General features: G+C 62.3%; 18 protein-coding genes. 13 read left to right on the plus strand and 5 right to left on the minus strand.

Annotated elements, in window-relative coordinates:
* The first annotated feature begins 30 nt into the window (after nt 1-30).
* The 9 genes from AUL31_RS06380 (at nt 31) to lhgO (ending at nt 8,276) form a co-directional block, all read left to right on the plus strand.
* Complete coding sequence (locus AUL31_RS06380) at nt 31-333, plus strand: DUF1244 domain-containing protein (protein ID WP_060603133.1); 303 nt, start codon at nt 31-33, stop codon at nt 331-333.
* Nucleotides 334-474: 141 nt separating this feature from the next.
* Nucleotides 475-726, plus strand: a complete 252-nt coding sequence (locus tag AUL31_RS06385) for a DUF2312 domain-containing protein (RefSeq protein WP_143190195.1) — start codon at nt 475-477, stop codon at nt 724-726.
* Nucleotides 727-889: 163 nt separating this feature from the next.
* The gene (locus AUL31_RS06390) at nt 890-1,990 is read left to right on the plus strand and encodes an Ldh family oxidoreductase (RefSeq protein WP_060603136.1); all 1,101 of its coding nucleotides are present in this window, start codon (nt 890-892) and stop codon (nt 1,988-1,990) included.
* Complete coding sequence (locus AUL31_RS06395) at nt 1,926-2,759, plus strand: GntR family transcriptional regulator (protein ID WP_244489333.1); 834 nt, start codon at nt 1,926-1,928, stop codon at nt 2,757-2,759. Before AUL31_RS06390 ends, AUL31_RS06395 begins: the two co-directional genes overlap by 65 nt.
* Nucleotides 2,760-2,779: 20 nt before the next feature.
* Nucleotides 2,780-3,961 (plus strand): mandelate racemase/muconate lactonizing enzyme family protein, encoded by a 1,182-nt coding sequence (locus AUL31_RS06400; protein WP_060603879.1) that lies wholly within the window; start codon nt 2,780-2,782, stop codon nt 3,959-3,961.
* Between the two features lie 69 nt (nt 3,962-4,030).
* On the plus strand, nt 4,031-4,996 hold the full coding sequence (locus AUL31_RS06405) for a tripartite tricarboxylate transporter substrate binding protein (RefSeq protein WP_060603139.1): 966 nt from the start codon (nt 4,031-4,033) through the stop codon (nt 4,994-4,996).
* Between the two features lie 65 nt (nt 4,997-5,061).
* On the plus strand, nt 5,062-5,529 hold the full coding sequence (locus AUL31_RS06410) for a tripartite tricarboxylate transporter TctB family protein (protein ID WP_060603142.1): 468 nt from the start codon (nt 5,062-5,064) through the stop codon (nt 5,527-5,529).
* Between the two features lie 24 nt (nt 5,530-5,553).
* Nucleotides 5,554-7,062 (plus strand): tripartite tricarboxylate transporter permease, encoded by a 1,509-nt coding sequence (locus AUL31_RS06415; RefSeq protein ID WP_060603145.1) that lies wholly within the window; start codon nt 5,554-5,556, stop codon nt 7,060-7,062.
* A 14-nt stretch (nt 7,063-7,076) separates the two neighbouring features.
* The gene (gene lhgO / locus AUL31_RS06420) at nt 7,077-8,276 is read left to right on the plus strand and encodes an L-2-hydroxyglutarate oxidase (protein ID WP_060603887.1); all 1,200 of its coding nucleotides are present in this window, start codon (nt 7,077-7,079) and stop codon (nt 8,274-8,276) included.
* 3 nt (nt 8,277-8,279) lie between these two features.
* On the opposite strand, the gene AUL31_RS06425 is transcribed toward lhgO, so the two are convergent.
* Both AUL31_RS06425 and AUL31_RS06430 read right to left on the minus strand, forming a co-directional pair.
* Nucleotides 8,280-8,987 carry a ribonuclease activity regulator RraA gene (locus AUL31_RS06425; protein ID WP_060603149.1) on the minus strand — a complete coding sequence of 236 codons (708 nt, stop codon included), beginning with the start codon at nt 8,985-8,987 and terminating at the stop codon, nt 8,280-8,282.
* Between the two features lie 13 nt (nt 8,988-9,000).
* Nucleotides 9,001-9,786 carry an SDR family oxidoreductase gene (locus tag AUL31_RS06430; protein WP_060603153.1) on the minus strand — a complete coding sequence of 262 codons (786 nt, stop codon included), beginning with the start codon at nt 9,784-9,786 and terminating at the stop codon, nt 9,001-9,003.
* Between the two features lie 86 nt (nt 9,787-9,872).
* Between AUL31_RS06430 and AUL31_RS06435 the strand changes: the two genes are divergently transcribed.
* On the plus strand, nt 9,873-10,745 hold the full coding sequence (locus AUL31_RS06435; protein ID WP_060603156.1) for a LysR substrate-binding domain-containing protein: 873 nt from the start codon (nt 9,873-9,875) through the stop codon (nt 10,743-10,745).
* Between the two features lie 15 nt (nt 10,746-10,760).
* Here the strand turns inward: AUL31_RS06435 and AUL31_RS06440 are convergent, their stop codons facing one another.
* Nucleotides 10,761-11,120, minus strand: coding sequence for a flagellar export protein FliJ (locus tag AUL31_RS06440; RefSeq protein ID WP_060603159.1), 360 nt, complete (start codon nt 11,118-11,120; stop codon nt 10,761-10,763).
* 294 nt (nt 11,121-11,414) lie between these two features.
* Here AUL31_RS06440 and ctrA point away from each other — a divergent pair, with 294 nt between their 5' ends.
* Nucleotides 11,415-12,110 (plus strand): response regulator transcription factor CtrA, encoded by a 696-nt coding sequence (gene ctrA / locus AUL31_RS06445; protein WP_060603163.1) that lies wholly within the window; start codon nt 11,415-11,417, stop codon nt 12,108-12,110.
* 102 nt (nt 12,111-12,212) lie between these two features.
* Here ctrA and chpT read toward each other — a convergent pair whose 3' ends face one another.
* Nucleotides 12,213-12,866 carry a histidine phosphotransferase ChpT gene (gene chpT / locus AUL31_RS06450; protein WP_060603166.1) on the minus strand — a complete coding sequence of 218 codons (654 nt, stop codon included), beginning with the start codon at nt 12,864-12,866 and terminating at the stop codon, nt 12,213-12,215.
* 203 nt (nt 12,867-13,069) lie between these two features.
* Here chpT and AUL31_RS06455 point away from each other — a divergent pair, with 203 nt between their 5' ends.
* Complete coding sequence (locus tag AUL31_RS06455) at nt 13,070-13,648, plus strand: DUF1134 domain-containing protein (RefSeq protein WP_244489334.1); 579 nt, start codon at nt 13,070-13,072, stop codon at nt 13,646-13,648.
* Nucleotides 13,649-13,670: 22 nt separating this feature from the next.
* On the plus strand, nt 13,671-14,480 hold the full coding sequence (locus AUL31_RS06460) for a hypothetical protein (RefSeq protein WP_060603171.1): 810 nt from the start codon (nt 13,671-13,673) through the stop codon (nt 14,478-14,480).
* Here AUL31_RS06460 and AUL31_RS06465 read toward each other — a convergent pair.
* Nucleotides 14,458-15,261 carry a TrmH family RNA methyltransferase gene (locus AUL31_RS06465; protein WP_060603175.1) on the minus strand — a complete coding sequence of 268 codons (804 nt, stop codon included), beginning with the start codon at nt 15,259-15,261 and terminating at the stop codon, nt 14,458-14,460. The genes AUL31_RS06460 and AUL31_RS06465 overlap by 23 nt on opposite strands.
* Nucleotides 15,262-15,290 lie beyond the last annotated feature (29 nt).

Here is a 15,290-nt window from a genome sequence, read left to right on the forward strand (position 1 = left end):
TCGGCACGAGCCGGGAAAGGAAAGAGCGACATGGACGAAAGCACGAAATCGCGGATCGAATGGGAGGCCGCCGCCTTCCGCAGGCTGCGGGACCATTTGCGAGAGCGCAGCGACGTACAGAACATCGATCTCATGAACCTTGCCGGATTCTGCCGGAACTGCCTGTCCGACTGGTATCGGCAGGCAGCGGAAGAATCGGGCGTTCCGATGACGAAAGAGGATGCTCGCGAAGAGTTTTACGGAATGGCCTATGACGAGTGGCGCAAACGGCATCAGACCGAGGCGACGCCGGAGGCCGCCGACAGCTTTGCCGCCTCGCACAAAAAAGTCTGACGTCCGGGCTTAAGGAAATTCGTAACCATTCGCCGTCATCGACGGCGTTCTCCCGGCGCGGCTTTTCTGCTATCGCCGGCCTTACGAAATTCGGCGCGGCCCGATCGCGCCAACCCGACACGGCTGAATGAGGACTTCATGATGGATTCTCCCGCAGATACCAATGTCGCCGGCGAGGAGCTGCGCTCTTTCGTCGAGCGCATCGAGCGGCTCGAAGAGGAAAAGAAGACGATCTCCGACGACATCAAGGATGTTTACGGCGAGGCCAAGGGCCGGGGCTACGACGTCAAGGTGTTGCGCAAGATCGTTTCGCTGCGCAAGCAGGACGCCAACGAGCGGCAGGAGCAGGAAGCCATCCTGGACCTGTATCTCCAGGCGTTGGGCATGAGCTGAGCTTAGCCCCAGTTACCCCTGCTCCACGCAACAGCGCCCTGACGTCGCTTTTTCCGACGTCTGAAGCGACGAAAAATAACTTTTCTCATCCCCCGATGCATGGTGACCTTTGGGTCACATAGCCAATGGGTATCCGGCGACGCTCTGGGGAGGAGAATGAGCTATGGCGCTACGCCATGACCAGGAAGAGCATCGACGGCAAGCCTCAGCCATCTTCCAGGCCTGGGGCATGCCGCCGGAAAAAGCGGATCAAACGTCGCGTGTCCTGACATGGGCCGATCTTCACGGCATCGAAAGCCACGGCATAGCGATGATCGTCGAATATAACGAACGCCGATCGAACCGCCCGATCAACTTCCAGAGCGACCCGTACATCGTCCGCGAAACGCCGGTCAGCGCCCTGATGGACGGTGACGGCGGGCTCGGCCACTACACCGCAACCAAGGCGATGGAACTTGCTGTGCACAAGGCGCAAGCTGCCGGTGTCGGCCTCGTCTCCGTTCGTAATTCCGGCCATTTCGGCGCGCTCGGTTACTTCACATCTATGGCAGCAGACGCCGGCTTGATCGGAATAGCCGCCACCAGCGTCTTCGGCATCCGGGTTCCGCCGACGGGCGGAGCCAAAGCACGTTTTGGAACCGATCCCTGGTCCTTTGCCGCTCCAGGAGCGGCAGGCGAACCATTCGTACTTGACATGGCGACGACGACTGTCGCTTCCGGCAAGGTTCGCAATAAGCTCGTCGAAGGCCAGCCTCTGCCCGAAGGCTGGGGTTTCGATTCTTCCGGACGGCCAACCACCGACCCCTCCACTGTGATGAACGGCGGTTTCCTGTCTCCGCTCGGCGGGACGGCGGAAAGCGGTGGACACAAGGGCTACGGCTTGGCGGTTATGGTGAACATCCTGGCATCGTGCCTTTCAGGCTCGACCTTGATCACCGATCCCATGCATTCGCGCCAGCCGAAAGGACTGGATGTAGGTCATTTCTTCATGGCGTTCGATCCGGGCTTGTTCCGCGAGGCGGCCGATTTCCGAGCCGACGTCGCGCGCCTTTGCAACGATCTGCGCGCGACTCCGCCGGTCGATCCATCAGCCCCTGTTTTGGTTGCCGGGGACCCGGAACGAAGCAAACGCGCGGCTCGGGAGGCCGACGGCATTCCGATGGGACCGGGCCTTCTTGCGCGATTGCGGACTATAGCCGATGGCTGCGGCGCAGCCTGGCATCTCTCTCCCGCAACGCAATCGGCAAGCGTCAACGCAAGCTAAGGTAGAAGGTGACACCAAACTCATGCTACGAGACGCTATGAAAAATACTGTCGACAATATCCTGCCGCCAGACGACTGGCGTCCCTTTGGGGAGGATGCGCGCGGCGCTCCTCGCCCCATCACACGCTCCGAAGGTCTTTCGGCACAGGTTCAGCGAGAAATCGAACGCCTGGTGCTGGCGGGTGAGCTCCTACCGGGCGAACGTCTCAACGAGTATGCGCTTGCGGAAACACTTGCCGTCAGCAGGGCTCCCGTTCGTGAGGCGACGCGTGCGCTGGTACAGATGGGCCTGTTATCGAACATTCCGGGGCGTGGCGTTTTCGTACGGGAGATGTCGGACCGGGAAATCGCGGAAAACTACGACATCCGCGCCCTGTTGACCGGCCTGATGTGCGAGCGTGCCGCCCACCGTCGATCCGAGACGGAAGTTATCGAACTGACCTCGCTTGTCGCTCAGATGGATCAGGCGGTCGATGGCGGGGATATCCCTCTCTACTACGAGATCAACCTAACCTTCCACCGTCGCATCGGTGAGATTGCCGATCATGGCAGTGCTCGGCGGATATACGATGACCTGATCCGAGCCACCCACGCATTGCGTCGATCCCTATCGGACCCTGGCCTGACCAACAGCGAGCATGCGGTCATCGTCGACGCGATCGGGCGGCGAGATTCTGATACGGCAAAGGCCCTTGGAGAGGGGCATGTCCTAAACGGCAAAAAGCGCTGGTTGGCGTCCATGGCGGACGCCCGGCCGGCCTACGATTAACAACAGCGGGAGTGGGAAACGTGAAGATTGCAAACATAAAGGCGACGCTGCATCGCCATGAGATCGACCTTCCGGGCATTGGAGAGTCCATAGAGTCGCGGATGTTCGTCTTCGTTGAAGTCGAAACCGATGACGGCCAGAAGGGTATGGGATGCACGGGGCAGTTTCTGCCCTGGTCGACCATCCCCTGTATCGAGAACCATATTTTCCCGCTGATCCGCGGCATGGATCCGGTGCACACCGAGGCCATCCACGCCAAAGTCTGGAAGCAACTCAACAACAGGGCCTATACCGGTGTCATCTCCAACGCATTGTCGGCCATCGATATTGCGCTATGGGACATTCGGGGCAAGGCCGAAAACCGATCGATTTCCGAGCTGTTAGGCGGCTACAGCCGCGAAGCCTATACATACGCCACGTTTGGCTACCCCTTCTTCGACGAAGAACAGATCGCCGAGTATGCGCGCAAGTTTCTGGCCGACGGACACACGATGCTGAAAATGGTCGTCGGCGGCGAGCCGACGCGTACGTGGAAGGATGACGTGCGCCGCGTTCGCGCTGCACGCGAAGCGATCGGGCCCGACGTGGACCTGATGATCGATGCCAATTGCTGGTTCAATCCGCACGACGCTTTCATGCTGGCAAAGAATGTCGAGGACCTGAACCTGAAGTGGTTCGAGGAGCCGATTCAGCAGAACGATGCCCGTGCCTTGGCGGATTTGCGATCACGGGTTCAGGTACCCATCGCCGCTGGCCAGATGGAAGGCAATCGCTGGCGCTTCCGCGAACTGGTGATGCACCATGCGGTAGACGTCCTGCAGCCGAACGTTCTCTACAATGGAGGTTATACGGAGGCCCTGAAGGCTGCTCACCTGGCCCAGGCTTTCAACCTGCCGATGGCGAATGGCGGCGGCTGGCCGATCTTCAACATGCACATTCTAGCCGGCGTGATGAATGGCGGCCCGGTCGAGTTCCACTACGGAATGTGGATGACAGGCAAGCACTTCTTCGACGGCACGCCGGACCCGGTGAACGGCAAGATGACAATCCCGGACGCGCCGGGCCTCGGTTTCACGCCGAATTACGAAGCGCTGAAAGACGCGCGCATCACCGATCCGTCAAAGTCGCGTTTCGAGGGGCGCGACGCGCACGGCTACCTGTTGCGCGAGACGATCGAGGGCAAGCGCCAGGTCGTTGCGTGACGGCTCGGCGCCCCGTCTGGGAGGCCGGGGCGCTGAATTAACTATAAAAAACAATCGGGAGGAAAACAGATGAGCATGATCGTGCGCATGGGCCGCCTTGCCGGCCTTGGAGCATTTGCATGGCTAGGCATTGCAGCGGCAACGCCAGCCGTTGCACAAGAATATCCCGCACGCGATATTCAAATGATCATTCCGTTCGGGGTCGGCGGCGGCAGCGATACGTTGGCCCGTACTATCGCCAACGTGATGTTGGAGCTCGACCTACTGCCCGTTTCCGTTTTGCCGGAGAATCGTCCAGGCGGTAGCGGGGCCGTCGGCTATGGCACTGTAGCGCAGCAGAAGGGGAACCCTTACGTGATCGCCACGGTCAGCGTGAGCTTCTTCACGACGCCGCTCCTTGGCGCATCTCCCGTCACCTACAAGGATTTCACCCCGTTGGCCGCCATCGCCTATTCGCCCTACGTGCTGGCGGTTCGGGCGGATTCACCCTACCGGAGCCTAGAGGACATGGCAGCTGCCGAGCGGCTGACGACAAGCACCGTCGGCGTCGTGTCGGATGCCGCCCTCCTGGCCAAGATGATGTCCAACGAGCTGGACGTGCAGATCGATGCAGTGCCCTTTGACGGAGAGGGAGAGGCACTGGCAGCTGTCCTGGGCGGCCACGTGGATTTCGTCTTCATGAATCCTAGCGAGGTGATGGCTCAGGTAGACGCCGGCGCCATGCGACCGGTTGCCGTGTCATCGGCTGCCCGCATCGCCGCCTTGCCAGAGGTACCGTCCTTCAAAGAGCTCGGACACGATATAGAGCATGTGCAATTGCGGGGGCTGGTGATGCCCGGCGATGTCGAACCGGCCGTCGTTACCTACTGGAACGACGTCCTGCGTAAGGTTGCCGAAAGCGACGAATGGCGGACGCAATACGTCGAGCGATTCCATGACGAGGCGGCATTCCTGCCGGCCGACAAGTTCGGGGCGCTGATCGAAGAGACCAACGCACGCTACGAATCGATCATGCGGGACCTCGGCCTGCTCTGATTTGGCAGCACCCCGACTTACCCCGGGGTGCCGCGCATCGGTCGACCCTCACGGAGTACACAGCCATGACAACCAATCGCGCGGATCAGCTTTTTGCGATCTTCCTGATCTTGCTTGGCGCCTACATAGCCTGGGCCGGCTTCGGCTACGGGTACATGAACGGAACAGCCCCAGGAGCAGGGTTCTTTCCCGTGATCCTCGGCATCGTTATCGCCATGCTCAGCATCGTCAATCTCGTACGCAGTCTGGCCGGCGCGGAACGGCTTGCGAAGGGCATCTCACCGCGGGACCTCATCAAGATCGCCGGCGTCGCTGCGGCATTGGCGGCCGTCATCATCGCGATACCGCATATCGGGATCACGCTTGCCTCGATGGGCCTGATGGTTGCTATCGCGGCGATCATCAAACCCTCTCTCGAGCCACGTTATGCACTGCGCGTGGCAACATGCAGCATTGCCGTCCCGCTGTTCTGCCGGGTTGCCTTCGGCAACTGGCTCAACATCCCATTGCCAACCGGCCCGTTCGGCCTCTGATCTGACCGCAGGAGGACTGGACCCATGGAAACATTCTGGCTCATGGCAGACGGCATCGCCGCCGCCGCCGCGCCGATGACACTGCTGGCAACGCTGTTCGGCGTCGTGATCGGACTTCTTATCGGTGCATTGCCGGGGCTTGGCCCATCGGCCGGCGTAGCCATAATGCTGCCGGTGGCGGTCGGGCTTGGCGGCGTACCGGCCTTGGCCTGTCTTGCCGGGGTCTATTATGGATCGATGTTCGGGGGCGCGATCACCTCCATTCTTCTCGGAATTCCCGGCGATCCGCCATCAGTCATGACCATCATGGACGGTTACCCGATGGCGAAGAAGGGGCAAGCCGGACAGGCGCTTGGCATGAGCGTGTTCGCGTCATTCTTCGGCGGCCTTATGGGCCTTATCGCCCTCGTCTATCTGTCGATCCCCATCGCCAGCATGGCGCTAGCCATCGGCCCGACGGAGATGACGGCCATCATGGTCTTCTCCCTGTCTCTGGTCAGCGTGCTAGGCGGTCGCAACGCCATCAAGGGCTTTGTCGCGCTGGCACTTGGGTTCTGGCTCGGCACGATCGGCCTCGACCCCATCGCCGGACCAGTACGCTTTACCTTCGGGTCCATGGACTTGTTCGACGGACTTGAATTTTCGGTCGTCGCGGTCGGCCTCTTCGGCCTCACCGCCATGTTCCTCAGCCTCGACGTCAATGTGGACAAGGAACTTCAGTCATTTCGCTTTTCGAGTCTTCTCCCGCGCTTTTCCGATGCTGTGAAATCGCGCTGGGAACTTCTACAGGGCTCAACGACCGGTTTCCTCGTCGGCATACTGCCGGGCATTGGCGCCACCGCGGCCACCATGATGTCCTATGCGCTCGCGAAGCGGTTTTCGCGTACGCCGGAACGGTTCGGAACCGGCATAGTACAGGGTGTCGCGGCGCCGGAGGCCGCCAATAACAGTGCTTCCTATGCGTCCATGATCCCGTTGTTCACCCTCGGTATCCCCGGTTCGGCAACGACGGCCGTCATGATGGGTGGCCTTCTTATGCTCGGCCTGCAACCGGGCCCTCTGCTTTTCGTCAACAATGGCGACTTCATCTGGGCCGTCTTCGGCAGCTTCTGGATCGGCAACCTTATGCTCGTCTTCCTGACGCTCCTGCTGACCCCGGCACTGGCCGCAGTGCTGTTCATCTCTACTGCGATCCTCTATCCGATCGTCTTCACCATCATCGTCTTCGGCGTCTTTGCCATCGACTATTCGACCACCGGCCTTGTCGTGGCGCTTGCAGCGGGCATCATTGGGCTAATTCTCCTGAAGCTGGAATATCCGCCTGTACCGCTTGTCCTTGGACTGATCCTGGGACCGATGCTGGAGCGCAATATCCGTCGAACGATGATCCAGTCGCAGGGCGACCTGACCGTATTCGTCGAACGGCCAATCTCGCTTGTTCTTTTCCTGATGACAATCGCGGTGCTGCTGTTACCCCTGTACCTGAAGCTGTCGAACCGTCGGAAGATCGCAAGCGACGACGACGACGTCTGAACGAAAGAGACATGATGCCCGAAGCACTTTACGATTACTGCGTCATTGGAGGCGGCATCGTCGGCCTTGCCACGGCGTTGTCGCTCCGGCAACGCGATGGCACGGCGCGGATCGTACTCCTGGAAAAGGAAGCGCAATTCGGCCTGCATCAGACCGGCCATAACAGCGGCGTCATCCATGCGGGCATCTATTACAAGCCGGGCTCGCTGAAGGCGCGTCTATGCCGCGAAGGCGCGGAAGCAACCAAGGATTTCTGCGCCCGCAAGTCGATTCCCTTCGAGACCTGCGGCAAGCTGCTCGTCGCGACAAACGATGTCGAGATGGAGCGGATGGCGGCGCTGGAACAGCGCGCGCACGACAACGACATCGACTACGAGCCGGTATCCGGCGCAAGGCTGCGCGAGATCGAGCCCAGCATCGCGGGGCTCGGCGCCCTGAAGATCAAGGCGACGGGCATCGTCGACTATCGCCGTATCTGCCTTGCGATGGCCGCCGACCTTGCCGAAAGCGGGGTCGAGCTGCGTCTGTCGACCAGGGCGACGTTTATCGCGGAAGAAGACACCGGCGTCGTCGTCGGCACCGATGACGGCACACGGCTGCGGGCAGACCGGCTGATCGCCTGTGCCGGCCTGCAATCCGACAGGATCGCGCGGCTGGCCGGGATGGATGCGAGCCATAGGATCGTGCCGTTCCGGGGCGAGTACTACACGCTGCCGCAATCGAAATCCGACATCGTCTCGCACCTGATCTACCCGATCCCGGATCCCGACCTGCCGTTTCTCGGCATTCACCTGACCCGGATGATCGACGGCCGCGTCACCGTCGGCCCGAACGCCGTCCTCGGATTCGCGCGGGAGGGGTATGCCAAGGGCAGTATCCAACCTTCCGACATCGCCTCGATGGTCGGCTTCAGGGGATTCTGGTCGATGGCGCGCCGGAACTGGCGCTCAGGCTCCACGGAGTTTCTCAATTCGCTGTCCCGCGCCCGCTATCTCGAGCAGTGCCGCAAATACTGCCCGTCTCTGACGCTGGAAGACCTCGGCGCACCCGGCGCCGGGATCCGCGCCCAGGCCATATTGGCCGACGGAACGCTGGTGCAGGATTTTCTGTTTTTGCAGAGCGCGCGGATGCTGCATGTCTGCAACGCACCCTCGCCTGCCGCAACCTCGGCCATGCCGATCGGCCGCATGATCGTCGACAGGCTCGCCGCCTGAGCGTCAGCCCTTCGATGCCTTCCAGCCATCGTAGCGCTGGCGGGTCTCCTCGTTCATCGGGTACAGGCCCGGCAGTGGCACGCCACGGTCCACCTCGCTCATGATCCAGGCTTCCATACGCTCCTGTTCCGGCGCTTCGGCGATCACCTGATCCAGATAGGCGGCGGGTATCAGCACCGCGCCATCCTGATCCACCACGACGATATCGTCCGGAAAGACGGCAACGCCGCCGCAGGCGATAGGCTCTTGCCAGCCGACGAAGGTCAGCCCGGCAACGGAGGGTGGCGCGGCGATGCCATCGCACCAGACATCGAGCCCCGATTGCAGTACGCCCTCGGCGTCTCGCATGACGCCATCCGTCACCAGCGCGGCGACGCCGCGCTTCTTCATGCGGGAGCAGAGGATATCCCCAAAAATGCCGGCATCCAGCACGCCCATGGCGTCTGCAACGGCCACGACGCCCTCCGGCATGGCCTCGATCGCGGCCCGGGTGGAGATCGGGGAGGCCCAGCTTGCCGGCGTTGCCAGATCTTCCCGCGCGGGAACGAATCGCAGCGTAAAGGCCGGCCCGACAACGCGCGGCTGCCCAGATTTCAACGGCTTGGTGCCACGCATCCAGACGTTGCGCAGCCCCTTCTTTAGAAGGACCGTCGTTAATGTCGCGGTGGATACGTCCTTCAGCGTCTCGATCACAGTGGCGTCAAGTGTCATGTCTGCTTCTCCTTCAGATGCTGGGAATCAGGCCGCCATCGATCCGGATGATCGAACCGGTAACGTAGGATGCTTGTCGGCTGGCCAGGAAGGCGACGACAGCGCCGTATTCGTCCGGGTCACCATAGCGCCCCACCGGAATGGCAGCGACGCTTTCGGCAGCCACCGCCTCCGTGCTGCGGCCTTCACGCTTCGCCTTCTGTTCGTCCAGAAAGGTGATGCGTCCGGTGGCGATCCGGCCGGGCAAGACGATATTGGCCGTGATTCCGTCCGGTCCGACTTCCCGCGCCAGGGTCTTGGACCAACCGACGAGGGCGAGCCGCAGCGCGTTGGACAGACCAAGGTTGGGAATCGGCGTCACCACGCCCGACGACGTCGACGTCACGATTCGGCCCCAACCCCGCTCTCGCATTGTTGGAAGAACGGCATCCGTCACAGCAATCACGGAGCGGACCATTCCATCGAAATGCCGCGTCCACTGATCCGGCGCTTGGCCGGCCACCGGTGTTGGCGGAGGGCCGCCGGTATTGTTGACGAGGATGTCAACCGGCCCGAAAGCCTTTTCCACCTCCGCCAGTCCAGGGGTGATGACATCGAGGTCCGAGATGTCCCAATGCAAGGCAATGGCGTGGCCGCCGGCAGCCCTGATCGATCCGACTGTCCGTTGTGCTGCTGCCTCATCGATATCCGCCGCGACGACGCGCGCGCCTTCCGCTGCAAGGCGCGCGGCTATGGCGCCTCCGAGCCCACCTCCGGCGCCGAACACCAACGCCGTTTTCTCCCCAATGCCGAAATCCATACGTCCTCCCTTGCATTCGCAAAGAGAGTAGCGATCAATGACGTTACAAAAAGTCGCTTTTGCTGAATTCAGACACCATAAAATCTATGGATACTCGCTTTCTCGAGACATTCCTGTTCGTGGCCTGCCATGGCTCGATGGCCGAGGCTTCACGCCGGCTCAATATCACGCCGGCCGCCGCCGCTCAGCGTATCCAGGCGCTGGAAGCAGAGATCGGGCAACCATTGCTGATGCGCGTAGGGCGGACAGTGCGGCCGACACCTGCAGGGCTTGCAATCCTGTCGCAAAGCCGACGGATTCTCGGCGACGTTCGCCAGCTTCGTAATCTCGCCACGGGCGACCGGGCTGCGGGTGAACTTCGCGTCGGCGCGATATCCACCGCTCTTACCGGCCTGCTGCCGCGTCCCTTGCGGGCGCTGCGAACGGCGATGCCGGAGATCGAGTTCTTCGTGCTACCGGGGACATCCAGCGAGCTTTACCAGAAGCTCGATGACGATCAGATCGACGTTGCGCTGATCGTTCGACCGCCGTTCGAACTGCCGAAGACGCTGGAATGGCATATGGTGCGTTCGGAACCGTTGGTGCTGCTGACGCCGTCGGCCTGGCAGGAACAGAGTGTGGAATCGCTTCTTTCGTCGCGTCCCTTCATCCGCTATGACCGGAACAACTGGGGCGGTCGCTTGTCGGAGGAGTATCTGCTGGCCACGTCCATCCAGCCACGCGAATGGGTGGAGCTCGATTCTCTCGAAGCGATTTCCGTACTGGTCAGCAGCGAGCTCGGCATATCCATCGTGCCGGATTGGGCCCGTCCGTGGCCGGAGGGTATCTCCGTCACCCGGCTACCCTTGCCGTCCCCGGCCCGCCCGCGAGAAATCGGGCTGCTTTGGCCGCGGGCTTCTCCTGCCCTGCGGATGATCGCCGTGCTGGCGGAGCGAATGGCCTCGCCGCCGCGCGAATAGGCGTTCGAGCCCCTGTCAGGCAGTCGCGCGGCGCTCTTCCTGGCCGTGATCGCGCAGCTCAAGCTTCTCTGCGTTGACGTATTCGGCCTCGGCCTCTTCCAGTGCCAGCCGCGCCGCAGCCAGCTGGGACTTCAGGTCACGCACGGAATTCATCAGATTGTCGCGTCGTACCCGCGCCGCCTTGGCAAAGGTCGGGTAGGCGAAATGGTTGGTATCGGTCAGCCCGGAACGGCGCTCTTCGCTGGCGATCTGGGCATCTAGCTCGGCGGCCATCCGCTCGAACTCGGCCATCATCATGTCGAGTTGCTCGACCTGACGCCGCTTCTCCCCGACCTTGAAGCGTGCGAGCCGCACAAGATTTTCACGCTTGGCCATTCGAATCGTCCCGGTTCCGAGGCGGCGCAATGCGACGCCGCATGACATTTTCCGTTTGCGCCACCTGCCTCGGACAAGCCTCGGCCCGTAGGAATGAGACACTCTGACGGTCTGTTTACGCGCACCGTTAATCATGGCCTGAAGTCTTTAAGGCCGGGTAAACCGCATGTTCGCCGTCCCGACTGCGAATTTAAGCCGATTGTTAACCAATCGGTGTCACGGTTTGGAAAAGTGGGTGAATCAGACATTAATTCGGCAGGGGCCTCCCGCCGAGTTGACGGAGAGGGGAACTGGATGCGCGTTCTTTTGATCGAGGATGACAGCGCCATAGCGCAGAGCATCGAACTGATGTTGAAGTCCGAGAGTTTCAACGTGTACACCACCGATCTCGGCGAAGAGGGTGTCGATCTCGGCAAGCTCTACGATTACGACATCATCCTTCTGGACCTGAACCTCCCGGACATGTCCGGCTACGAGGTGCTGCGCACGTTGCGTCTGGCCAAGGTGAAGACGCCCATCCTGATCCTGTCCGGCATGGCCGGCATCGAGGACAAGGTTCGCGGCCTCGGCTTCGGCGCCGACGACTACATGACCAAGCCGTTCCACAAGGACGAGCTGGTGGCCCGTATCCACGCCATCGTGCGCCGCTCCAAGGGCCATGCCCAGTCGGTCATCGTGACGGGTGAGCTGACGGTGAATCTCGATGCCAAGACGGTCGAGGTCAACGGGCAGCGCGTCCATCTGACCGGCAAGGAATATGCCATGCTGGAGCTGCTGTCGCTCCGCAAGGGCACCACGCTGACGAAGGAAATGTTCCTCAACCACCTTTATGGCGGCATGGACGAGCCTGAGTTGAAGATCATCGACGTCTTCATCTGCAAGCTGCGCAAGAAGCTGGCGACGGCCACCGAGGGCAAGAACTATATCGAGACGGTATGGGGCCGTGGCTACGTGCTGCGCGACGAAGAGGGCCAGACGCAGGCCGCCTGAGGCACCTGAGGCTTTTCCGAGGGTATTGGAATCAGAAGCGGCGGCATCGGGATTAGCCCGATGCCGCCGCTTCTTTTTGCCATGTGGCCCGCGCCGCCGCCCTTAGGCGGCGGAAATCGGCCGCAGCGTGCCGGCGATGGTAAAGGTGACGGCGTCCGCCTCCTGGGTCATCGTCAGGTCGAGGCCGGTTTCCTGGGCCAGAAGCAGTGCGTAATAGGGTTGGACGCCATGGGCGTCGATCGGTTCTTCGTTCTGGCCGTTGATCAGCGCAACGAAGCGCGCGGGCACCCGCAACGGCGTCCCCTCTGCCCGGATGACGATATCGACGTCCGGGGCAACGCTGTTGAGATCTACCGTCACGGTATGGCCGCGCGGGACAGACGCGTTGGCGACAACCAGAACGTTCAGCACCAGCTTGGCAAGGTTCTTCGGCACATAGGCCCGTGCGCCGTTCCACGTCAGGTTGGCGCGCTCGAATTCCATAAGCCCCTTCGCCACGGATTCGGCGTCGCCCAGGTCGATTTCGGCGGCGGTCGACCCCGACGCGCCATAGGCGATCCGGGCGAACTGCAGCTTGGCCACCGCGCTGCGGGTGGATTTGCGGACCAGTTCCATCGATTCCGCGTCGTCGGGCATCTCGTCGAGCAGTTCCAACCCGCTCTGGATGGCGCCCACGGGGGAAATGACGTCGTGGCACAGGCGGCTGGCGAGCAGGGCTGCGAGATCCGGGGCGGAGATGGAGGGAAGTTCTGTCATTGGCGGGAGAGGCCCTTGGCTGTGTTCATGCGGTTTGCCTGGGTGGGCGAATCGCCCTGACGGGAGCCTACAGCGTGCGGCGAGGGACCGGAAGCGGCGGCGGCCATGCTGAATACCTCAAATGGATGATCCGCCGTTAGCAAATTGAAAACTCTATCATGTTCCAATTTCCCCAGCTTGAACGATGGGAAAGGATGCGCCCGATGGTCTCGTTTTCGAGGCAGGTCCGCCTGTTCGGCGCGATGCTTGTCACGACTGTCATGTTGGCGTTCGCGGCGCCCGCGTCCGCGCAGCAGAGCAGCGGTTATTCATTCGAGGAAGTGATCTCGCAAGGTCACAACTTCTTCGGCACGACGGCAGGCGGCCTCGCCTCCGTCATCGAACACGCCTTCCAGCAATATGGCGTACCCAACGGCTACATCCTCGGGGAAGAGGCCGGTGGCGCCTTCATTGGCGGCGTACGCTACGGAGAGGGCACCCTCTTCACCAAGAACGCCGGCGAGCACCATTTGTACTGGCAGGGCCCATCCATCGGCTTCGACGCCGGCGGCGACGGCGCCCGGATGATGATGCTGGTCTACAACCTGCCTTCGGTCCAGAATATCTACGGCCGGTTCGGCGGCGTGACTGGCAGCGCCTATCTGGTCGGCGGCCTTGGCATGACGGTGCTGCAGCGCGAGCAGGTCGTGATCGTTCCGGTGAAAACCGGCGTCGGCGCCCGTCTCGGCGTCAATGTCGGCTACCTGAAGATCACGCCGACACCGACCTGGAACCCGTTCTGATACGCTAGACGGAAACAGGTCCATGCTTGCTGCCGCATTATTCTTCCTGCTCGGTGCTCTCGTTGCCGTGCTTGGCGCCTTGCTGCTGGTCCCTCTGGTCTGGCGCAAGGCGCAATCGCTTGCGTGGCGTGAGGCGGAGGCCACGATGCCGATGAGCCTTCCCGAGATCCGGGCAGAAACCGACAAGGTGCGCGCCGAAGCAGCCATGGCCATACGCAAAGCCGAACTGCAGACGGCAGCCGCGCGGGAAGAGGCGGCCAAGGCACGCGCCGAGGCAGGCCGGCTGACGGCACGGAGCGCCCTTTCCGGCGCTGCCGATGCCGCCGAACCGCAGGTTCCGCGCAGCCCGGAAGATACGCTGGAAGCGTTGCGTCAGACGCCCCCCGCTTCGCCGGGCGAGCTGGAGGCGTTGAACGCCCGCCTGCAGGAGATGGACGAGGACTCCGGCGAAAGCCGCATGGTTCTTGCCGCGGCCCTGATGCGCATCGAGCAATTGGAGATGGATCTTCTTGCCGCGCGGCGGAAAGGCCCGCCAAGGGCAGAACCGGTCGGTGACAAGGCTTCGAATGCCGAGCTCCTGCGGCGGGACGGCATCGGCGGTGGTCTTCGCGCCGACATCCTTGCACGTGCCGAAGAGGCAGACCCGGCGCGCCGCCGCGCGGCGATCCGCGAAAAACTGGACGAGATCGCGGCGACCGTCGCGACCATCAGCCTGGCCGCCGCGGAGGAAGGTTCCAACTTGTCCCGGTTGGCGGATGATGCCCGCTCCGACCCGGGCGCCACCACCGGCACCCTCGCCCGCCGCCTCGTCAGCGGATCATCCGCCGCGTAAAGGCCGCATGCAACGCGATGGCAGCCGAAGTCGCTACATTGAGGCTGTCGAGCCCCGGCGCCATCTCGATCCGCAGCCCCCGGCAACGCGCGATAACCTCCGGCGGCAATCCGTTTCCCTCGGCACCCACGATCAATGCGACCCTGTCGGGCGGGGTCCACTCGGCAAGGTCGACCGTGGCCGAGGGCGTCAGCGCGACGCAACAATAGCCCGCGGATTCCAGGCGATCCAGGGCCGCCCCGGCACTGGCGAACCTTGCAAAGGGCACTTTCAGGACGGTTCCGACTGACACCCGGATAGCCTTGCGATAGAGCGGGTTGCAGCTCGTCTCATCCAGCACGATGCCGGCGCAGCCGAAGGCCGCGGCATTGCGGAACAGAGACCCCATATTGTCATGATTGGATATGCCGAACGCCGCCAGCACAGGCCCTGCCGTTTCGGCCAGCCATTCGTCGGGCGCCCTTCCCGCCTGGCGCCGGCCATGGGCCAGAATACCGCGATGCACCGAAAAACCGGCAAGCCGGTCCATGACGGCTTGCGGGCACACGAGGATGGGCACCTGCTCTGCGTCGAGCGCCTGCAGCCGAGGCAGGAGCCCACCGATCCGATGTTCGGAAACCAGGATGGACAGGGGCTCGAAGAGGCTCGCCGTCAACAGATGATCCAGCACGACCGCACCTTCGGCAATGAAATCGCCCGAGCGCACAAGGTCGCGCTCGCGGATGTCGCGGAAGGCGGCGATCCGTGGATCGTCCGCATCATCGATAGGCTCTACCCTCATGCGCGCTGATTGCACGGCGATGACGATAT

Origin of the sequence: Aureimonas altamirensis (assembly GCF_001463885.1) — a bacterium.
GTDB classification, from domain to species: Bacteria; Pseudomonadota; Alphaproteobacteria; order Rhizobiales; family Rhizobiaceae; genus Aureimonas; species Aureimonas altamirensis.